Source organism: Kitasatospora saccharophila (assembly GCF_039529925.1).
Lineage (GTDB): Bacteria > Actinomycetota > Actinomycetes > Streptomycetales > Streptomycetaceae > Kitasatospora > Kitasatospora saccharophila.
In genome coordinates, this window is sequence record NZ_BAAANS010000019.1 from 19,937 (window position 1) to 40,060 (window position 20,124).

The window sequence follows — 20,124 nt, forward strand, 5'->3', positions numbered from 1 at the left end:
AGCGCCTCCGACGGACCGGACGAATCGGGTCATAGGCTGACGCCATGCGTCGAACCGCCTGCCTGCTCACCGTCTCCCTGACCGTCGCGCTGATCGCCGGATGCAGTAGTTCGGGCGGCTCGGGGAAGTCCGCCGCGACGACGGCCCCGGCCTCCTCGGCCTCCGCGGTCGAGGTGCCGAGCCCGGTGGCGTCCGCCTCGCCGATGCCGACCGTCAGCGGCGAGTTCGGCTCGAAGGCGACGATCACGCTGCCCTCCGAGCAGCCCGGCGGCCAGTTCGTGGTGAGCACCGTGAGCGAGGGCTCCGGGGCGGAGGTCAAGAAGGAAGACTGGGTGACGGTCAACTACACCGTCAAGGACTGGACCACCGGCAAGGACCTGTCCAGTTCCTACGACTCCGGCGGCAAGCCGCAGCTGTACCAGGCGGGCAGCGGGCAGCTGGTGCCCGCCTTCGACCAGAGCGTGGTCGGCAAGAAGGTCGGCTCCCGGGTGCTGGTGGTGGCGCCGCCCGCGGCCGGGTTCGGCAGCCAGGGGTCGACCGCGCTGGGCGTCGGCAAGGACGACACCGTGGTGTTCGTGCTGGACGTGATGAACTCCGTCGCGCCGGACACCACCATCCCCGGGGACCTCACCCAGCCGCCGGCGAACGCCCCGCAGGTGAAGGACAACGGCAAGGCCGCGCCGACCATCACCGTCCCCTCCGGCGAGCAGCCGCCCGCCGACCTGCAGCAGTACGTGCTGGTCAAGGGCACCGGCCCCGAGGTGCAGAGCGGGCAGACGCTGCTGGTCCAGTACACCGGCGTGACCTGGGCGGACGGCAAGCAGTTCGACTCCTCGTGGAACCACGGCGGCGCGCAGGCCCTCCAGGTCGGCACCGGCAGCCTGATCAAGGGATGGGACCAGGGGCTGGTCGGCAAGAACGTCGGCAGCCGGGTGATGCTGGTGGTGCCGCCCTCGCTGGGGTACGGGGACCAGGCCAGCGGGTCGATCCCGGCCAACTCCACCCTGGTCTTCGTGATCGACATCCTGGAAGCCGTCTGAGAAGCGCCTGACAGCGGGGCGCGGACCGGACTGAACGGCTCTCATGCCGACCTGACATACTGCTGCCCCGCACCAGTGGTACACGCGTCGTCGGGCGAGTCGAATGGGGAGTCATGTCTGAGAAAGCGTCGAGCCCGGGCGAGGCCGACAGCACCGGGAACAAGCCCGTCGTGGACCGCGAGTCGATCGTCGTCCCCGCCGAGATCCTGACCCAGGCCGGCTGGGCGCCGCCCACCAACCCGGTCAGCCCGGACGCCAAGGCCGAGCAGGCGCCGCAGGTCTTCGCGTCCAACCAGCGCAAGGTCCCGCTCTCCGAGGCCGGGTACAACGAGGACCCGGGCGGGGTGGGCCGGCTCGGCGTCATCCTGGGCTCGGTCCTCGCGGTCCTGCTGGTCGCCTCCGGCGTGACGATGTACTACGTCAACAAGGACGGCGGCAGCAAGCCCGCGGCCAAGTCGGACTCGGCCGCGGTCACCCCCAGCCCCGACGCGGGGGCCTCGGAGGCGGCGCCCAGCCAGGAGCCGGTGCCGCCGATCAAGGACAGCGCCAAGGTGCTGCCCTCGGTCTCCGGCGACTTCGGCACCAAGGCGAGCATCACCCTGCCCAAGGACGCCCCCGACGGGACGTTCGTGGTCAAGGTGCTGTCCGAGGGCAGCGGCCCGAAGGTCGACAAGAACAACTGGGTCTCCGTCGACTACACGGCGATGGACTGGCAGACCGGCAAGGACATCCCCGGCTCGTACGGGGAGCAGAACGGCAAGCCGCAGCTCTACCAGGCCGGCGCCGGTTCGCTGATCCCCGCGCTGGACAGCGCCGTCGAGGGCCACAAGGCCGGCAGCCGCCTGCTGGTGGTCGCCCCGCCCGCCGCCGCGTTCGGCGCCCAGGGCAACAGCCAGCTGGGCATCGCGGGCACCGACAGCCTGGTGTTCGTGCTGGACATCCGGCAGTCCACCGCCCCGAACGCGGTGCTCTCCGGTGACGTGACCCCGCCGCCCGCGGACTTCCCGCAGGTCAAGGACAACGGCAGCAAGGCCGCCGAGATCACCCCGGTCAAGGACGCCGCCGACCCGACCGAGCTGAAGAGCCACGTGCTGATCCAGGGCAAGGGCCGCAAGGTCGAGGCCGGCGAGAAGGTGCTGGTCCAGTACACCGGCGTGCTGTACAAGGACGGCAAGAAGTTCGACTCCTCGCTCGACCGCGGGCAGGCGTTCACCTTCACCACCGGTGCCGGCAGCGTCATCGAGGGCTGGGACCAGGGCATCACCGGCCAGAACATCGGCAGCCGGGTCGAGCTGGTCATCCCCGCCTCGCTGGGCTACAAGGACAAGGCCAGCGACAGCATCCCGGCCAACTCCACCCTGGTGTTCGTGGTGGACATCCTGGACGCGGGCGTCGGCGGCGACAGCTGACGGCTCGTCCGTGCGCCTAGGATGAGTGGCGTTCACGCAACCGAACGAGAAGAGCAATCGTGAGCCTGACCAAGCCGGAGATCGACTTCCCGGGCGGCGACGCCCCGAGCGAGCTCCAGATCCGCGACATCGTGGTCGGCGACGGCGCCGAGGCCAAGGCCGGGGCGACCGTCGAGGTCCACTACGTGGGTGTCACCTTCGCCTCCGGCGAGGAGTTCGACGCCTCCTGGAACCGCGGCCAGACCTTCAAGTTCCCGCTCGGCAAGGGACGGGTCATCAAGGGCTGGGACCAGGGCGTCGAGGGCATGCGCGTCGGCGGCCGCCGCGAGCTGGTCATCCCGCCCGCGCTGGCCTACGGCAACCAGTCGCCGAGCCCGCTCATCCCGGCCGGTTCCACCCTGATCTTCGTGGTGGACCTGCTGGGCGTCTGACCTCGGACGTACCACCGACACCCCCGGTTCCGCCAGGAGCCGGGGGTTCGGCTTTCTCTGGACGCGTCCGTACCGGTACGGTCAGGCGGGTCACCCCCGATCGGAGGAAGGGTCAGCGATGGCGATCGCCAAGGCAGAGCGGCTGATGAACCTAGCCCTGTGCCTGATGAACACCCGGCGTCCGCTCTCCAAGAAAGAGCTGCGCGAGTCCGTCGAGGCGTACCGGGAGGCCTGGCAGCAGGGCTCCGAGGACGCCTTCAACCGGATGTTCGAGCGCGACAAGGACGACCTGCGGGAACTCGGACTGATCATCGACGTGGACGAGAACGCGCTCGACGGCGAGATCGGCTACCTCGCCCGCCGCGACCGCAACCGCCTCCCGGAGATCGCCCTGGACGCCGAGGAGGCCGCCGCGCTGGCGCTGGCCGCCCGGGTCTGGCAGCAGGCCAAGATGTCCGGGGCCGCCAGCGGAGCCCTGCAGAAGCTCCGCGCCGCGGGCGTCCCGTTCGCCGAGGAGCCCGAGCACGGCGCGCTGGAACCGCGGATCCCCGGCCGGGAGGCCGCGTTCGAACCGCTGCTCACCGCCGCCCGCGACCGGCGCCCGGTCACCTTCGACTACCGCAAGGCCGGCGCCGCCACCGCCGAGCCGCGCTCGGTCGAGCCCTGGGCGCTGGAGTGCTGGCGCGGCCACTGGTACCTGGCCGGCTACGACCGCGACCGCGGCTCGGCCCGGGTGTTCCGGCTCTCCCGGATCACCGGAAAGGTCCGCTCCCGGGCCGGCGCGTTCACCGGCGAGGTGCCCGAGCACGTGGACGTCCGGGCCGTGGTGGCCCGGTTCGCCGGCGAGGGCGCGACCGCGGTGGCGAAGGTCGAGGTGCGCTCCGGCGCGGCCTACCCGCTGCGCCAGCGGGCGCTGGAGACCCGTGCGGTGAACGCCGACTGGGACGAGCTGGACATCCCTTACGGCAACGGTCTGGGCGCCGACCTGGCCGAGTACGGCCCCGACGTCATCGTGATCGGCCCCGAGGACCTGCGGGCCGACGTCATCGACCGGCTGCGCGCCGTCGCCGGTCTCGCGGAGGTTCAGGCATGAGTAACGCGATCGACCAGACGCGGCGGATGCTGTCGCTGGTCACCTACCTGCGCGAGCGCCCCGGGGCCGAGGTGGCCGAGGTGGCGCGGGCGTTCGGGATCACCGAGCGGGAGCTGATCGGCGACCTGAACGTGCTGCCGATGTGCGGGACGTCCTTCCGCGGCGGCGACCTGCTCGACATCGACACCGACGGCGAGCGGATCTGGTGGCACAACGTCGACGACGTCGCCCAGCCGCTGCGACTGGCCGCCGACGAGGCCACCGCGCTGCTGGTCGCCGCCCGCGCCGTCGCCGGGCTCCCCGGGCTGCGCGAGCGCGACCGGCAGGCGCTCACCCGGGCCGTCTCCAAGATCGAGGACGCGGCGGGCGAGAACGCCGAGTCCGCCGCCCGGATCGGCGTCACCTTCGAGGCCGAGGGCACCGTCTTCGCCGACATCGACCGGGCGCTCAGCGAGGGCCGGCTGATCTGGCTGCGCTACTGGTCGCACGGCCGCGGCGAGCTGACCGAGCGCGAGGTCGACCCGATCCGGCTGGTCACCGAGGGCCACACCTACCTGGAGGGCTGGTGCCGCACCTCCGAGGACCGGCGCACCTTCCGGCTCGACCGGATCGCCGAGATCAAGGTGCTGGACGAACCCGCCAACCCGCCCCGCCTCCAGCCCCGCGACCTGTCCGCCGGACTGGTCGCCCCCACCGCGGACGACCCGCAGGTGGTGGTCGAGGTCGGCCCCGGCGGCCGCTGGGTCGCCGAGTACTACACCCACGACAGCGCCGAGGAACTCCCCGACGGCGGCCTGCGGATCACCCTGCGCTCCGCCGAGCCGGCCGGGCTGCGCACCCTCGCGCTGCGCCTGGGCCGGGACGGCCGGATCACCGCCCCCGCCCAGCTCGCCGAACAGGCCCGCACCGCCGCGCTGGCCGCGCTGGAGCACTACCGGGACGGACAGGTCTGAACCACGTGACCGAAGGCACCAGATTCAAGGTGTACTGCTCGCAGTGCCGGGAGAAGGTCGAACTCCCGGCCGGCGAGTTCCGGCTGGCCCTCGGCGCCAGCAAGGAACGCACCTTCTACAGCTTCACCTGCCCGGCCTGCGGAGCGGTCGTCCGCAAGATCGCCGGGGAGAAGATCGTCGCCGCGCTCACCGAGGCCGGCGTGCACACCATGCGGCTGCTGCCGGTGGACGGATAGGGGAGGCCCCGCACGTGAACTGGACCCTGGTCGGCGCCGTCCTGCTGTCCACCGCGGGCCTGCTGGTGCTCGGGGTGCTCGCGCTGCGGCTGTGGCTGGACGCCCGGGCGCTGGCCCGCGAGGTGGACGGCGCGGTCGGCGCGCTGCAGCGGGCGAGCGGCTCCGACTGATCCGGCGCGCCGGGGGAGCGGCTCCGAGTGGCGCGGCGCGCCGGGGGAGCGGTGCGGACCGGCGCGGTGCGGACCGGTGCGGTGCGGACCGGTGCGGTGCGGACCGGTGCGGTGCGGCGCGGTGGGGGTGACCGGTATCCGATCGTTGGGTACCGGGTTCCCGCCGCGACACCCCGAGCGGCTACCATCGCCCGCAGAGGGGGAGCCCTGCCTCCCGGACAAGGAAGGCGGTGCCCCGGAGATGAGACTCCTGTCGCCCGGCTCGCTGCTGCTGGTCACGGTGTTCGCGGTGCTGCTGTTCGGCGGCAAGCGGCTGCCGGACGCGGCGCGGGCGCTCGGCCGCTCCCTGCGGATCCTCAAGAGCGAGGGCAAGGCGCTGCGCCGGGAGTTCGACTCCGGCCGCGAGGGCGCGACCCCCGCGAGCCCCGTGGCCCCGGCCGCGCGGCCCGCCGCCGAACCTGACCGGGTGGTCAAGGCGGCCCCCGGCGCCTCCCGCTCCGACCGGGTGGCCTGAGGGTCTTCCCCCTGAGCACCACCGTCGGGCTCCCGCACCACTCCGACTACGACGAGCGCACGATTCGAGGACCGGGTTGAGCAAGACGACCAAAGCGGCCAAGGACCCTGAGGGGCGGATGGCGCTCGCCGACCATCTCCGCGAACTGCGCAACCGGCTGGTCAAGTCACTGCTGGCGATCATCTTCTTCACGATCATCGCGGCGTTCTTCAACAAGCGGCTGCTGGACTTCCTGATCGCCCCGCTGCCGGCCTGCGGTCCGGACGGGCACCCGGTGCCGGGCGACGAGCACTGCGCCCAGGTGTCCAACATCGGTCTGCTGACGCCGTTCACCCTGGTGCTGAAGGTCAGCCTCACCGCCGGCGTGGTGGCCGCCACCCCGGTCTGGCTGTACCAGCTGTGGAAGTTCGTGGCGCCCGGCCTGCACCAGCACGAGAAGCGCTACTCGATCTCCTTCCTGGCCATCGGCACCCCGCTCTTCCTCGCCGGGGCGGCGTTCGCCTACCTGGTCATGCCGATGACCGCGCAGATGCTGATCAGCTTCGTCGCGGACGGCGTCACCTCGATCGTGCCGGTGGAGGACTACCTCGACCTGGTCACCCGCATGGTGCTGGTGTTCGGCGCGGGCTTCGAACTGCCGCTGTTCCTGGTGATGCTGAACCTGGTCGGGGTGCTCACCGGCCGGCGGATGCTGGGCTGGTGGCGCGCCATGGTGATGGGCATCACCGTGTTCGCCGCGTTCGCGACCCCGTCCGCCGACCCGGTGTCGATGCTGGCGCTGGCCGCGCCGATCTGGGCGCTGTACTTCATCGCGGTCGGCATCTCGCTGATGAACGACAAGCGCAAGGCGGCCCGCAACCCCGACGCCGGGCTGAGCGACGAGGAAGCCTCCGAGGTCGACCTGACGGTCGAGAGCGTGGCGGGCGCCGAGTCCGTCGGCGGGGTGGAGCCGGTGGAGGCCCCCGCGCCGATCCCGGCCGCGCGCCGCGACCAGATCGACGACGACATCACCTGATGAGCCGCTGAGCCGCTGAAGCGCTGATCGGCCCCGCCGACGGACGGGCCCGGACCCCTGTGGTCCGGGGCCGTCCGCGTTCCCGGGAGCGGGGCCGATCCGCGCTGGTGGGGACGGGGTCGATCAGCGCTGGTGGGGGGCTTGCCCGAGGTTCGGGCCATGTGACATATTACTGACGTGCTCAAGCGAACCCCCTACGACGTCGTGGTGGTCGGCGCCGGCGTCGTCGGCGCCGCCTGCGCGTACTACGCGGCCCGCGCCGGCCTGAAGGCCGCCGTGGTGGACCGCGGCCCGGTGGCCGGCGGGACCACCGGTGCGGGCGAAGGCAACCTGCTGGTCTCCGACAAGGAACCCGGCCCCGAACTCGACCTCGCCCTGCTCTCCACCCGGCTGTGGCACGACCTCGCCGAGGAGCTCGGCGACCGCGTCGAGTACGAGCCCAAGGGCGGCCTGGTGGTCGCCACCGGGGCCGCCGGACTCGACCTGCTGCACGGCTTCGCCGCGAAGCAGCGCACCGCCGGCGTGCAGGCCGTCCCGGTCGCCGCCGACGAACTGCGCACCCTCGAACCGCACCTGGCCGAGGACCTGCCCGGCGGCTACCTGTACCCGCAGGACGCCCAGGTGCAGCCCGCGCTGGCCGCCGCCCACCTGCTGCGCGCCTCCGGCGCCGACCGGTACCTAGGCGAGGCCGTCACCGGCCTGCTGCGCGGCCCCGGCGGCGCCGTCACCGGCGTGCGCACCGAACGCGGCACCCTCGCCGCGCCCGCCGTGGTCAACGCGGCCGGCACCTGGGGCGGCGAACTCGCCGCGCTGGCCGGGGTGCGGCTGCCGGTGCTGCCCCGGCGCGGCTTCGTGCTGGTCACCGAACCGCTGCCGCGGATCGTCCGGCACAAGGTCTACGCCGCCGACTACGTCGCCGACGTCGCCTCCGGCTCGGCCGACCTGCAGTCCTCCGCCGTGGTCGAGGGCACCCCCGCCGGGCCGGTGCTGATCGGCGCCAGCCGGGAACGGGTCGGCTTCGACCGCACCCTCGCCCCCGAGGTGCTGCACCGGCTCGCCGCCCAGGCCGCCGCCCTCTTCCCGGTGCTGCGCACCGTCCAGGTGCAGCGCTGCTACCGCGGCTTCCGCCCGTACCTGCCCGACCACCTGCCCGCCATCGGGCGCGACGCCCGGGTGCCCGGCCTCTACCACGCCTGCGGGCACGAGGGCGCGGGGATCGGCTTGGCACCCGCCACCGGGCTGCTGATCAGCCGCCAACTGGCCGGGGTGGAATCGGAGTTCGACCTCGCGCCGTTTCGGCCGGAGCGGTTCGTGGGTGCGGGGGAGGGGTCGTGAGTGCGGGGCGGTGGGGGCTGGCGGTCGCGGCGGGTGGGGTGCGGTGCCGGGGTGTCCGGCTGCTACGGCGCCTGCGGGCACGGGGGTGCGGGGATCGGTCTGGCGTCCGCTACCGGGTTGCTGATCGGCTGGCAGCTGGCCGGGGTGGAATTGGAGTTCGACCTTGCGCCGTTTCGGCCGGAGCGGTTCGTGGGTGCGGGGGAGGGGTCGTGAGTGCGGGGCGGTGGGGGCTGGCGGTCGCGGCGGGTGGGGTGCGGTGCCGGGGTGTCCGGCTGCTACGGCGCCTGCGGGCACGGGGGTGCGGGGATCGGTTCGGCGCCCGCCATCGGGCTGCTGGTCGGTTGACAACTGGCTTGTGGGGAAACGGAGTTCGATCTCGTGGCCGTTCCGGCGGGAGCGGTTCGCGCTGCTCGGCGGGGGCCGCGTCGGACTCTCCTGCCCGGTGGGCGGACCCCGCGCGCGGGTCGGGGGCGGGGCGCCGGCCGGGCGGGTCGGGCTTCCCGTCGGGCGGTACGAAGCACGTGAAGCGAGGAGTAGCGATGGACCCGCTCGACCTGGTGGGCGCCGAACCCGGCCCCGCCCGCACCATCCTGTTCGACGGCCGCCCGGTGTCCGCGCTGCCCGGCCAGACGCTGGCCGCCGCGCTGTGGGCCGACGGCGTGGCCGCCTGGCGCACCACCCGCGGCGGAGGCCGTCCGCGCGGGGCGTTCTGCGGGATCGGCCAGTGCTTCGACTGCCTGGCCACCGTCAACGGCCGCCCCAACCAGCGCCTGTGCCTGCTGCCCGCGGAGCACGGCGACACCGTCAGCACCCAGGAGGGCCACGGCCGTGCCGACCTCGAAGTCTGAGCCGCGCGACGGCGCCGGGGAGGTCCACGACCTCGCGGTGATCGGCGCCGGCCCCGCCGGACTGGCCGCGGCCGACGCCGCCGCCCGGCTCGGCCTGCGGGTCGCGCTGGTGGACGCCGGCAGCCGGCTCGGCGGCCAGTACTACCGGCACCCCGGGCCCGAACTGGGCGCGGCGCACCCCGAGAAGCTGCACCACGGCTGGGCGGTCTTCGCCCGGCTGCGCGAACGGCTGGCGGCCTCGCCGCTGGTGGAGCACCTGGCCGGCCACCACGTGTGGGCGGTCGAGGCGGGCGTCCCCGGCGACGGGGAGCGCCCCTGGCACCTGCACGCCACCCGCGGCCCCGGGGCGGCCGACCGGGCCACCGTCCTGGCCCGCGCCGTCCTGCTGGCCACCGGCGCTCACGAGCGGCACCTGCCCTTCCCCGGCTGGACGCTGCCCGGAGTGGTGACCGCGGGCGGCGCGCAGGCGATGCTCAAGTCCTCGCTGGTGCTCCCCGGCCACCGGATCGTGGTGTCCGGCAGCGGCCCTCTGCTGCTGGCCGCCGCCTCCTCGCTGGTCTCGGCCGGCGCGGAGGTCCCCGCGATCGTGGAGGCCACCTCCTACCTCGGCTACGTCCGCGGGCTGCCGGTGCTGGCCGGCAACCCCGCGAAGCTGGCCGAGGGCGCCGCGCACGGCGCCAGGCTGCTGCGGCACGGCGTGCGGCTGCGCCGCAGCAGCGCCGTGGTCGAGGCGCACGGCACCGACCGGATCACCGCCGTCACGGTGGCCCGGCTGGACGCCCGCTGGAAGCCGGTGCCCGGCAGCGAGCGGCGGATCGCGTGCGACGCGCTGGCGATCGGGCACGGACTCGTCCCGCAGATCGAACTGGCCGCCGAGCTGGGCGCCGAGACGGTCACCGGGCCGGACGGCGCGGTCGCCCTCAAGGTCGACGCCGAGCAGCGCACCAGCGTGCCCGGGCTGTGGGCGGCGGGGGAGACCTGCGGCGTCGGCGGCGCGGACCTGGCGCTCGCCGAGGGCGTGCTGGCCGCCCACGCGGTGGCCGGGCGTCCGGCCCCGGCCCGGGAGACGGCCGTCCGGCGGCGGCGGCGCGCGTTCGCCGCGCTGATGGCCGCCGCGCACGTGCCCGGGCCGGACTGGACCGGCTGGGTCACCGACGACACCGAGGTCTGCCGGTGCGAGGAGGTCCCGGCCCGGGAGGTCCGGGCGGCCGTCGAGGAGCTCGGCGCCGGTGACGCCCGGACGGTCAAGCTGCTCACCCGGGCCGGGATGGGCTGGTGCCAGGGCCGGATGTGCGGGCCCGCGGTGGCCTGCCTGTCCGGTGGCGGCGCGGGGCGGCCGGACAGCCGACCGCTGTCCTGCCCGGTGCCGCTGGCGCAACTGGCCGAACCTCGGCCGGAGCGGTCGGGGCTGGAGCCGGGGCCGGAGCCGGGGCCGGAGCGGTCGGGCCGGTACTGAGGTCGCGTCGGGTGGTCTCGGTCCGTCGAGAGTACGCAGCGGTCTGCTGCTCCTCGACGGTGAGGGCTGTCCGACGCGGCGCCGGGGCCGGGGCCGTTGGTGGGCCGGTGGTCTGGCCGGTGCCGGGGCGGGAGTCGTCGCCTCCGGCTCGGGTGGTCTCGGTCCGTCGGGAGTACGCAGCGGCCTGCTGCTCCTCGACGGTGAGGGCTGTCCGACGCGGTGCCGGGGCCGTTGCCGGGGCGGGAGTCGTCGCCTCCGGCTCGGGCCGGGCGGTTGGCCGCTGTTCCGTTCGGCGCCGTCGGCCGGGCCGGCTGGGTCGCTCTTGTGGACCCTGCTCGCCCACTTGTAAAATGTCACACATCATATCTAGGGAGACCCCCGTGAACCGCACCCCCCACGACCCCGCCCGTCCCTGGCGCGGCATCATGGTCGCCACCACCCTGCCCTTCCGTGACGACCTCACGGTGGACTACGACGCCTACGCCGAGCACGTCCGCTGGCTGATCGACAACGGCTGCGACGGCGTCGTCCCGAACGGCTCGCTCGGCGAGTACCAGACGCTCACCCCCGAGGAGCGCGCCAAGGTCGTCACCACCGCGGTCGAGGCGGCCGGGGACGGCGCCCGGGTGATGCCCGGCGTGGCCGCCTACGGCAGCGCCGAGTCCCGCCGCTGGGCCGAGCAGGCCGCCGAGGCCGGGGCCGGCTCGGTGCTGCTGCTCCCGCCGAACGCCTACCGCGCCGACCACGCCGCGGTGCGTGCCCACTACGCCGAGGTCGCGAAGGCCGGGGTGCCGGTCGTCGCGTACAACAACCCGATCGACACCAAGGTCGACCTCGTCCCGGCGCTGCTCGCCCGGCTGCACGCGGACGGCTCGATCGTCGCGGTCAAGGAGTTCTCCGGCGACGTCCGCCGCGGCTACGAGATCGGCGAGCTGGCCCCCGGCCTGGACCTGCTGATCGGGGCCGACGACGTGCTGCTGGAACTGGCCGTCGCCGGCGCGGTCGGCTGGATCGCCGGCTACCCGAACGCGCTGCCCGCCGCCAGCTCCGCGCTGTACCACGCCGCCGTCTCCGGCGACCTGGCCACCGCCGTCCCGCTCTACAAGTCGCTGCACCCGCTGCTGCGTTGGGACTCCAAGACCGAGTTCGTGCAGTCCATCAAGCTGTCCATGGACATCGCCGGGCGCCCGGGCGGCCCGACCCGCGCGCCGCGGCTGCCGCTCGTCCCGGAGATCGAGGCCGCGGTGCGCGCCGCGACCGAGAAGGCGCTCGCCGAGGGCCACCGGTAACCACCCGGCGAGGCGGCCTGGACCGGCTCCGGGGGAGCCGGTCCGGACCGCCGCACCACCCGACCCGCCGTCAGCCGACTGGAGAGAGCACCGCGATGCGGACCCGTCACGTCTTCCACGCCGTCGACTCGCACACCGAGGGCATGCCCACCCGGGTGATCACCGGCGGCTTCGGCACCGTCCCCGGCGCCACCATGGCCGAGCGGCGCGCCCACTTCCAGCAGCACCTGGACGGGTTCCGCACGCTGCTGATGTACGAACCGCGCGGCCACTCCGCGATGAGCGGCGCGATCCTGCAGCCGCCCACCCGGCCGGACGCCGACTTCGGCGTGCTGTACATCGAGGTCTCCGGACTGCTGCCGATGTGCGGCCACGGCACCATCGGCGTCGCCACCGTGCTGGTGGAGACCGGCATGGTGCCGGTGGTCGAGCCAGTCACCACCGTCCGGTTGGACACCCCCGCCGGACTGGTGGTCGCCGACGTCGCGGTGGAGAACGGCGCCGCGGTCGGCGTCACCATCCGCAACGTGCCCTCGTACGCGGTCGCGCTGGACCGGGAGCTGGCGGTGCCCGGCTACGGGACGGTCGGCTACGACCTCGCGTACGGCGGCAACTTCTACGCGATCCTGCCGCTGGAGCGGTTCGGGCTGCCGTTCGAGCGCGGGCGCAAAGACGAGATCCTGGCCGCCGGGCTGGCCCTGATGGACGCGATCAACGCCTCCGACGACCGGCCGGTGCACCCCGAGGACCCGTCCATTCACGGCTGCCACCACGTCCAGCTGCTCGCGCCCGGCTCGGACGCGGTGCACTCGCGGCACGCGATGGCCATCCACCCCGGCTGGTTCGACCGCTCGCCGTGCGGGACGGGCACCTCCGCGCGGATGGCGCAGCTGCACGCCCGCGGCGAGCTGGCGATCGGCGCGGACTTCCGCAACGACTCCTTCATCGGGACGACCTTCACCGGCCGCCTGGTCGAGGAGACCACGGTCGCCGGCCGGCCCGCCGTCGTCCCGACCGTCACCGGCCGGGCCTGGGTGACCGGCACCGCGCAGTACTTCCTCGACCCGACGGACCCGTTCCCGACCGGCTTCCTGCTGTAGCGGCGCCGCGGGCGGGCGTGTTCGGGGCACGGGCGGAGAGGGGGCCCGCCCGGTTCGGCGGAACCGGGCGCACCGGCCGCCGCCCGTGCCCGGACCACACCCGTCCGCAGCCCCTCCCGGATTCGGCGGCCTCCGTCAACTCCCCTTCTGTGAAAGGTTCCTGAGCATGACCACGATCGACTCGTACAATCCCGCCGACCCCGACGACCTGGTCGCCTCGGTGCCGTCGACGGGGGCCGACGGCGTCGCGGCGGCACTCGCGGGCGCGCGGGCCGCGCAGCGCGGCTGGTGGGAGCTGGGGGCGGCCGGCCGGTCGCTCGCGCTGACCCGGGCCGCCGCGGCGATCGAGGCGGCCGCCGAGGAACTGGTCGCCCTGGTGGTCCGCGAGGTCGGCAAGCCGGTCGCCGAGGCGCGCGGCGAGGTCGCCCGCACGGTGGCGATCTGGCGCTACTACGCGCAGGCGCCGTTCGCCGCCGCCGGCGAGGTGCACGAGCCCGCCGCCGGTCCCGGCCTGCTGCTGACCCGCCGCCGCCCGTACGGGGTGGCCGGGCTGATCACCCCGTGGAACTTCCCGCTGGCGATCCCGACCTGGAAGGCCGCGCCCGCGCTGGCCGTCGGCAACGCGGTGGTGCTCAAGCCGTCCTCCGAGGCGGTGGCGGTGGCGCTGCGGCTGGCCGAACTCGCGGACCTGCCCACGGGCGTGCTGACGATCGTGCCGGGCGGTGCCGAGGCGGGGACGGCACTGATCGGCGGCGCCGACGTCGTCTCCTTCACCGGCTCCACCGGGGTCGGCCGCTCGGTGATCGCCGGGGCGACCGAACGCGGCATCCCGGTGCAGGCCGAGATGGGCGGCCTGAACGCCGCCCTGGTCCTCCCGGACGCCGACATCGCGCAGGCCGCCGCCCACCTGGCGGGCGCCGTGGCCGGCTACGCGGGCCAGAAGTGCACCGCCACCAGCCGGGTGATCGCCGTCGGCGACGCCTACGAGCCGCTCGCCGAAGCACTGGCGAAGGCGCTCGGGCGGACCCCGGCCGCCGACCCGGCCGCGCCCGCCACCGCCTGCGGCCCGGTGATCAACCGGCAGGCGCTGGAACGGCTGACCGGGGCGATCGACACCGCCCGCGCGGGCGGCGCCACCGTGCTGGCCGGCGGCGGCCGGGCCGACCGGGCGGGCTGGTTCCTGGAGCCGACCCTGGTCGAGAACGTCCCGGCCGGGCACCCGCTGCTGGAGGAGGAGTTCTTCGGCCCGCTCGCCGTGCTGCTGCCCGCCGCCGACCTGGACGAGGCGATCGCGCTGGCCAACGACACCCGGCACAGCCTCTCCACCTCCGTCCACTCGCGCAGCCTGGACGTGGCGCTGGCCGCCGCCGACCGGCTGGACGCGGGCATGATCCGGATCAACGCGCCCTCCAGCGGCGTCGACTTCCACCTGCCGTTCGGCGGCGCCAAGGGCGCCTCGTACGGCTCCCGCGAGCAGGGTCAGACCGCGCTCGACTTCTACACCGCCTCGCGCACCGTCAGCGTGCTGCCCGCCGGGGCGTACTGATGGACCGGGAAGGACTGACCAAGCGGGGAGCAGCGATGGACCGGGGAGCACCGGCCAAGCGGGGAGCACTGGTGAACCAGGTCTCCACCACCGACTACCACACCGCGGGCGAACCGTTCCGGATCGTCGTCGCCGGGCTGCCGCCGATCCCCGGCGACACCGTCGCCGAACGCCGCTCGATCGCGATCGGCGCGGGCGGCAGCGCCAACGCGCCGCGCCCCGGCGCGCTGGACGACGTGCGCCGCCTGCTGACCCGCGAACCGCGCGGGCACGCGGGCATGTACGGCGGGTTCGTGGTGCCCGCGGACGACGGCGAGGCGCACTTCGGCGTCCTGTTCTGGCACAAGGACGGCTACTCGACCGCCTGCGGCCACGGCACCATGGCGCTCGGCGCCTGGGCCGTCGACACCGGCCTGGTCGCCGCCCCCGACGACGGCACCGCGCTGGTGCGCATCGACGTCCCCTCCGGCCGGGTCAGCGCCACCGTGCACCGCAGCGGCGGCCGCACCACCGCGGTGACCTTCCGCAACGTGCCGACCCGGGTGCTGGCCCGCGGGGTCGAGCTGTCCACGCCGCTCGGGACGGTCCGGGTCGACCTGGCGCACTCCGGCGCGGTCTACGCCTCGCTGCCCGCCGCCGCGCTCGGCCTGTCCGTCGTCCCCGACCGGCTGGCCGAACTCACCGCCGCCGGGCGGGAGATCCGCGCCGCACTGGAGGGCCACGAGGCGCTCGCCGGGCACCGCGACGGCGTCTACGGCGTCATCCTGCACGACGAACTGCCCGACACGCCGACCGGCCCGCACCAGCGCAACGTCACCGTCTTCGCCGACGGCCAGATCGACCGCTCCCCGTGCGGCTCCGGCACCTCCGCCCGGCTCGCCCTGCTCGCCGACCAGGGCGCCCTCACCGGCGGGCGGGTGCTGCGCCACGACTCGATCATCGGCACCGTCTTCACCGGCCGGGTCCGCGAGCCGCAGGCCGGCGGCGTGATCACCGAGGTCACCGGCACCGCCCACCGCACCGGCGAGCACCGCTTCGTCCTCGACGGCGAGGACACCCTCGGCGCGGGGTTCCTGCTGTGACCGCGCAGTTGGAGCTGACGCTCGACTTCCCGGCCGCCGTGGCCGCGCTGGAGCGGACGCTGGTGGAGGGGCTGGACGTGGAGGCGTGTCCGGCGCGGTCCAACGTGGCCGTGCCGGCGGGGGAGTTGCTGCTGATGCCGGCCGCGACGGACCAGTACGCCGGGGTGAAGGTCGCGGGGGTGGCGCCGGGCAATCCGGCGGCCGGGCTGCCCCGGATCACCGGGTCGTACCTGCTGCTGGACGGGCCGACCCTGCGGCCGCTCGCGCTGCTGGACGGGGCGGCGCTCACCGCGCTGCGGACCCCCGCGGTCACCGCGCTGGCGCTGCGGGCGCTGGCCGGGCCGGACGCCCGGCACCTGGTGCTGTTCGGCGCCGGGCCGCAGGCGCTCGGGCACCTGGAGGCGCTGAACGCGGTGCTGCCCGGGCTGGACCGGGTCACCGTGGTGGCCCGCCGGCCCGGGCCGGCCGCGGAACTGGTCGCCCGCGCGGCCGAGTTGGGCCTGGCGGCGGCCGTCGGCACGCCCGGGGCGGTGGCCGGCGCGGACGCGGTGGTGTGCTGCACCACCGCCCGCACCCCGCTGTTCGACGGCGCGCTGGTGCCGGACCGGGCGGTGGTCGCGGCGGTCGGCTCGCACGAGCCGACGGCCCGCGAGGTGGACGCCCGCCTGGTGGACCGCGCCGACCTGTTCGTGGAGGCCCGCGAGGTCGCGCTGCGCGAGGCCGGGGACCTGCTGATGGCCGGGGCCGGGGCCGAACGGCTCGCCAATCTGGCCGAACTGGTCACCCGGAAGGCCGTCGTCCGCCATGATCGACCCAGGCTCTTCAAGAGCGTGGGCATGGCGTGGCAGGATCTTGCGGTGGCGGCGGCGCAGTACGTCTCGGCGCGGCAGCGGACCGGCGGGTAGGCCGGGCGGGCCGCGCGGGTGCGGACACGGACGGCGACAGTCGCAGGTAGGGCATTCACTCTCCGCAACGTGACATTGTACAATGGGGTTCTGTTTGAACCTCCGGAGGAACACCATGGCCGACCTCAAGCCCCGCAACCTCATCTCCGTCCAGGAGCGGCTGCGCGACCAGGTCGCCCACGCCCTGCGTGCGGCGCTCATCTCCGGTGAACTGCGCCCCGGGGTGGTCTACTCGGCCCCGACGCTGGCCGCCGACTTCGGCGTCTCCGCGACCCCCGTCCGCGAGGCGATGCTCGACCTGGCCCGCGAGGGCCTGGTCGAGGCCGTCCGCAACAAGGGCTTCCGGGTCACCGAGCTCTCCGACCGGGACCTCGACGAGTTCACCGAGATCCGCGCCCTGATCGAGGTCCCCACCGTCGGCCAGGTCGCCCGGACCGCCACCGCCGAACAGCTCGAAGCACTGCGCCCGCAGGCCCGGGCGATCGTCGCGGCCGCCCGCAAGCACGACCTGATCGGCTACCTGGAGACCGACCGGCAGTTCCACCTCGACCTGCTCGCGCTGGCGGGCAACGCCCGGCTGGTGGAGACCGTCAACGACCTGCGCAAGCGCTCCCGGCTCTACGGCCTCAACCGGCTCGACCAGCAGGGCGAGCTGGTCAGCTCCGCCGAGGAGCACCTGGAGCTGCTCGACGTGCTGCTGACCGGCGACGCCGAGGCCGCCCAGGAGTGCATGACCCGGCACCTCGGCCACATCCGCCACCTGTGGGCGGTCGGCGACAAGCCCGCCGGGCAGTCCGGCGAGCCGGAGAGCGCGCTGCGGCTGTCGGGGCGCTGACGGGCCGTCACTCCGATGGCAAAGGGACGGTAAAGAAGACAGGGGTGCCGGGCGGAGCGCGCTGACTCCCTGTCAGGCTCGCGCGGTCAGCGAGCCGTTCGAACAGGAACCATCTCCCATGCGCACCCACCGGCTGTCCACGGCCGTCCTGCTGTCCACGCTCACCCTGGTGATCCTGACGGCCTGCGGACCCGAGGGGTCCGGCGGGTCGGACGCCGCGGCCTCCGCTCCCGCCGCCCCCGCCTCGCCGCTCGCGAAGAGCAGCCCGGCCGTTCCCGAACCCGTGGAGCTACTGCGGAGGGCGCGGACGGCCGGGGCCGTGCTCACCTCCGTCAAGGCCACCTACACCGGCCACGGCGACGGGCAGGTCACCGGCAGCGTGTCGGCGGACCGGGACGGCAACTGCGTCGGCACGCTGGACGTCGAAGGCACGGGCGGGGCGCAGATCATCCGCAGCGGCACCACCGTGTGGATGAAGCCGGACGCCCGGCTCAAGGCCAGGATCGCGCTCGGCTCGGCCGACCGCATCGGCGACAAGTGGCTGGCCTACTCCGCCCACGGCATCACCACCGCCGCGAAGTTCGCCGATTTCTGCGACCTCGGCCTGGAAGCCCAGGAGCAGGCCGGTCTGGCGGACAGCGGCGCCGAAGCGAGCACCTTCGGCCCGGCGGTGCCCAAGACGGTCAACGGCACCGAAGCCCTCACCTTCACCATGCTGGACACCACCCACGGCTACGACACGGTGGAGGTCGCCGTCACCCGCGACGCCGAACCCCACCTGCTCTCGGTGGGCGGCGACCCCCTCGCCGTGGCGTTCAGCGAGTTCGACGCGCCGGTGCCGGCCGCGCAGCCGCCCGCCGAGCAGCTCTTCAACGGCGGCAAGCTCCTCGACCGGGTCCCGATTCCCTAACGCGCCCGGGACAGCCGGCCGTCGTGCATCTCCAGGACGCGGTCGGCCCGGCCCAGCAGGTCGCGGTCGTGGGTGACCATCACGGTGGCGGTGCGGTGCGTCCGGGTCACCTCGGCCAGCAACTCGACCACCTGGGCGCCGCGTTCGTGGTCCAGCGCCGAGGTCGGCTCGTCCACCAGCAGCACCGACGGGCTGCCGAACAGGGCGCGGGCGATGTTCACCCGCTGGCGCTCGCCGCCCGACAGCTGGTGCGGGCGGCGGCGCTGCTCGGCCCCCGACAGGCCCACCGACTCCAGCAACTCCCCGGCCCGGGCGCGGGCCCGGGCCGGACGGCGGCCGCGCACCGACTCCAGGACGAGCAACTGCTCCACGGCGGTCAGCGAGGCCAGCAGGTTCGACTGCTGGAACACGATGCCCAGGCGCTCGCGGCGCAGCGCGGTCCGTTCGCGTTCGCCCAGCGCGCCCGCGTCCACCCCGTCCACCAGCACCTCGCCGCGGTCCGGGCGCAGCAGCGTCGCGGCGACCGCCAGCAGACTGGACTTGCCGGAGCCGGACGGGCCCGCGACGGCCGCGAACTCGCCCGGGGCGACGGACAGTTCGACGTCGTCCAGGGCGACCAGCCGGTTCTCGCCGTCCGGGTAGCTGAGGGTCACGCCGCGCAGCGCCAGGCCGGTGCGCAGGGAGGTGTCGGTGGTCGGAGCAGTCACGGCGGGGCCTTCCGGAGCAGGGGGACGGGGGGTCATCGGTGGGCGCCCAGGGCGGCCAGCGGGTCGACGGCGGTGATCCGGCGCACCGCGAGGGCCGCGCCCAGCAGGCCCAGCAGCACCATCGCCGCCACCGGGACGGCGACCGTCGACGCGCCCACGTCGAACGGCACCGACGCCGAGGCCAGCGCCCCGCCCAGCGCGCCCAGCGCCCCGCCCAGCACCGCCCCCGCCAGCAGGACCGCCGCCGCCTGGGCCAGCGCGTCGCGCACCAGGTAGCCGCTGGAGGCGCCCACCGCCTTCAGCACCGCGATGTCCGGGCGGCGCTGCACCGTCCACACCGTGAAGAACGCGCCCACCACCAGGGCGCTCACCGCGAACAGGAACCCCTGGATCAGCCGCAGGCTGCCCTGCTCGGCCGCGTACCCGTTGATGCCCGCCAGCGCGTCGTCCAGCGACACCGCCGCCAGGTCGGCGGGCAGGCCGTGCGGCAGGCCGCCGCGCACCGCCAGCGCCGTGGGCTGCCGCTGGCCGGAGACCGACTGCCAGGTCGACGGCGTGGTCCACACGCTCGGGGCGTGCGAGAGCGAACGCTGCGCGGTGACCGCCGAGACCGTCAACTCCCGCGCGCCGAGCGTCACCCGGCTGCCCGGGGCGAGGTGGTGCGCGGCCGCCGTGTCGGCCCCCACCGCCAGCTCGCCGTCCACCGGGGCCGCACCCCGCAGCAGCGGCGGCAGCAGGTCCGCGTCGGTGCCCAGCACGCTCACCGAGGCCGCGCCGCCGCCGTCCGCCGTCAGGCGCGACATCGCCACGCCCAGCGGGTGCACCGCCCCCGCCCCCGCGCCCGCCACCGCCGCGCGCTGGCCCGGCGAGACCGTGCTGGACGCGAACGACACCTCCGCCTCCCCGCCCGCCGGGGCGCCGAACACCACGCCGTCCGCCGGGAGGCCCGCGATCGCCGAGGACGCCGCCGAGGCCAGGCCCCCGGTCAGGCCGTACAGGAACACCACCAGGGTCGTGATCAGGACGACCACCGCGCCCATCAGGGCGAACCGCCCTCGGGCGAAACGGATGTCACGCAGAGCGACGAACACGGGAGACCTTTCGCAGGACGGACGGCGGGACGGTCCCAGCCTGGTCCGCGCGGCCCCCGCCGACATCGGGGAGAGGGAGGGAGCGGACACCCGCCGGGCGGTGCACCCGGAAATCCACCGAACGGTTGATGCCGCGGCGGCGTGCGCGGGCGCCGGCGC

General features: G+C 74.7%; 21 protein-coding genes. 19 read left to right on the forward strand and 2 right to left on the reverse strand.

Annotation, left to right across the window (positions count from 1 at the left end):
- Nucleotides 1–44: 44 nt before the first annotated feature.
- The 19 genes from ABD345_RS15735 (at nt 45) to ABD345_RS15830 (ending at nt 18,167) form a co-directional block, all read left to right on the forward strand.
- Nucleotides 45–1,040: an FKBP-type peptidyl-prolyl cis-trans isomerase gene (locus ABD345_RS15735; RefSeq protein WP_344552730.1), complete on the forward strand. Its 996-nt coding sequence runs from the start codon at nt 45–47 to the stop codon at nt 1,038–1,040.
- Nucleotides 1,041–1,153: 113 nt separating this feature from the next.
- On the forward strand, nt 1,154–2,449 hold the full coding sequence (locus tag ABD345_RS15740; RefSeq protein ID WP_344552732.1) for an FKBP-type peptidyl-prolyl cis-trans isomerase: 1,296 nt from the start codon (nt 1,154–1,156) through the stop codon (nt 2,447–2,449).
- A 59-nt stretch (nt 2,450–2,508) separates the two neighbouring features.
- Nucleotides 2,509–2,880, forward strand: a complete 372-nt coding sequence (locus ABD345_RS15745) for an FKBP-type peptidyl-prolyl cis-trans isomerase (protein WP_344552734.1) — start codon at nt 2,509–2,511, stop codon at nt 2,878–2,880.
- Nucleotides 2,881–2,998: 118 nt separating this feature from the next.
- Nucleotides 2,999–3,973 carry a helix-turn-helix transcriptional regulator gene (locus tag ABD345_RS15750; protein WP_344552735.1) on the forward strand — a complete coding sequence of 325 codons (975 nt, stop codon included), beginning with the start codon at nt 2,999–3,001 and terminating at the stop codon, nt 3,971–3,973.
- Nucleotides 3,970–4,926 (forward strand): helix-turn-helix transcriptional regulator, encoded by a 957-nt coding sequence (locus tag ABD345_RS15755; protein WP_344552736.1) that lies wholly within the window; start codon nt 3,970–3,972, stop codon nt 4,924–4,926. Before ABD345_RS15750 ends, ABD345_RS15755 begins: the two co-directional genes overlap by 4 nt.
- A 5-nt stretch (nt 4,927–4,931) precedes the next feature.
- Entirely contained in the window at nt 4,932–5,162 is a 231-nt protein-coding gene (locus tag ABD345_RS15760; RefSeq protein WP_344552737.1) for a hypothetical protein, read from the forward strand.
- 14 nt (nt 5,163–5,176) lie between these two features.
- Nucleotides 5,177–5,332 (forward strand): hypothetical protein, encoded by a 156-nt coding sequence (locus ABD345_RS15765; RefSeq protein WP_344552738.1) that lies wholly within the window; start codon nt 5,177–5,179, stop codon nt 5,330–5,332.
- Between the two features lie 241 nt (nt 5,333–5,573).
- Entirely contained in the window at nt 5,574–5,846 is a 273-nt protein-coding gene (locus ABD345_RS15770) for a twin-arginine translocase TatA/TatE family subunit (protein ID WP_344552739.1), read from the forward strand.
- Nucleotides 5,847–5,964: 118 nt separating this feature from the next.
- Nucleotides 5,965–6,861 (forward strand): twin-arginine translocase subunit TatC, encoded by an 897-nt coding sequence (gene tatC / locus ABD345_RS15775; RefSeq protein WP_425556832.1) that lies wholly within the window; start codon nt 5,965–5,967, stop codon nt 6,859–6,861.
- Nucleotides 6,862–7,038: 177 nt separating this feature from the next.
- Nucleotides 7,039–8,196, forward strand: coding sequence for an NAD(P)/FAD-dependent oxidoreductase (locus ABD345_RS15780; RefSeq protein ID WP_344552742.1), 1,158 nt, complete (start codon nt 7,039–7,041; stop codon nt 8,194–8,196).
- A 539-nt stretch (nt 8,197–8,735) separates the two neighbouring features.
- Nucleotides 8,736–9,044 carry a (2Fe-2S)-binding protein gene (locus tag ABD345_RS15790; protein WP_344552744.1) on the forward strand — a complete coding sequence of 103 codons (309 nt, stop codon included), beginning with the start codon at nt 8,736–8,738 and terminating at the stop codon, nt 9,042–9,044.
- Nucleotides 9,025–10,500 (forward strand): FAD/NAD(P)-dependent oxidoreductase, encoded by a 1,476-nt coding sequence (locus ABD345_RS15795; RefSeq protein WP_344552745.1) that lies wholly within the window; start codon nt 9,025–9,027, stop codon nt 10,498–10,500. Before ABD345_RS15790 ends, ABD345_RS15795 begins: the two co-directional genes overlap by 20 nt.
- Nucleotides 10,501–10,850: 350 nt before the next feature.
- The gene (locus ABD345_RS15800) at nt 10,851–11,789 is read left to right on the forward strand and encodes a dihydrodipicolinate synthase family protein (RefSeq protein ID WP_344552746.1); all 939 of its coding nucleotides are present in this window, start codon (nt 10,851–10,853) and stop codon (nt 11,787–11,789) included.
- A 95-nt stretch (nt 11,790–11,884) separates the two neighbouring features.
- The gene (locus ABD345_RS15805) at nt 11,885–12,889 is read left to right on the forward strand and encodes a proline racemase family protein (RefSeq protein ID WP_344552747.1); all 1,005 of its coding nucleotides are present in this window, start codon (nt 11,885–11,887) and stop codon (nt 12,887–12,889) included.
- Nucleotides 12,890–13,055: 166 nt separating this feature from the next.
- On the forward strand, nt 13,056–14,435 hold the full coding sequence (locus ABD345_RS15810; RefSeq protein ID WP_344552749.1) for an aldehyde dehydrogenase family protein: 1,380 nt from the start codon (nt 13,056–13,058) through the stop codon (nt 14,433–14,435).
- 35 nt (nt 14,436–14,470) lie between these two features.
- Nucleotides 14,471–15,517, forward strand: coding sequence for a proline racemase family protein (locus ABD345_RS15815; RefSeq protein ID WP_344552750.1), 1,047 nt, complete (start codon nt 14,471–14,473; stop codon nt 15,515–15,517).
- Nucleotides 15,514–16,422, forward strand: coding sequence for an ornithine cyclodeaminase family protein (locus ABD345_RS15820; protein WP_344552751.1), 909 nt, complete (start codon nt 15,514–15,516; stop codon nt 16,420–16,422). Before ABD345_RS15815 ends, ABD345_RS15820 begins: the two co-directional genes overlap by 4 nt.
- A 115-nt stretch (nt 16,423–16,537) precedes the next feature.
- Nucleotides 16,538–17,257 (forward strand): GntR family transcriptional regulator, encoded by a 720-nt coding sequence (locus ABD345_RS15825; protein WP_344552844.1) that lies wholly within the window; start codon nt 16,538–16,540, stop codon nt 17,255–17,257.
- 118 nt (nt 17,258–17,375) lie between these two features.
- Nucleotides 17,376–18,167, forward strand: coding sequence for a hypothetical protein (locus ABD345_RS15830; protein ID WP_344552752.1), 792 nt, complete (start codon nt 17,376–17,378; stop codon nt 18,165–18,167).
- On the opposite strand, the gene ABD345_RS15835 is transcribed toward ABD345_RS15830, so the two are convergent.
- Nucleotides 18,164–18,874, reverse strand: a complete 711-nt coding sequence (locus ABD345_RS15835; protein WP_344552753.1) for an ABC transporter ATP-binding protein — start codon at nt 18,872–18,874, stop codon at nt 18,164–18,166. The two genes, ABD345_RS15830 and ABD345_RS15835, sit on opposite strands and share 4 nt — an antisense overlap.
- A gap of 32 nt (nt 18,875–18,906) precedes the next feature.
- Nucleotides 18,907–19,965 carry an FtsX-like permease family protein gene (locus ABD345_RS15840; protein WP_344552754.1) on the reverse strand — a complete coding sequence of 353 codons (1,059 nt, stop codon included), beginning with the start codon at nt 19,963–19,965 and terminating at the stop codon, nt 18,907–18,909.
- Between the last annotated feature and the right edge of the window lie 159 nt (nt 19,966–20,124).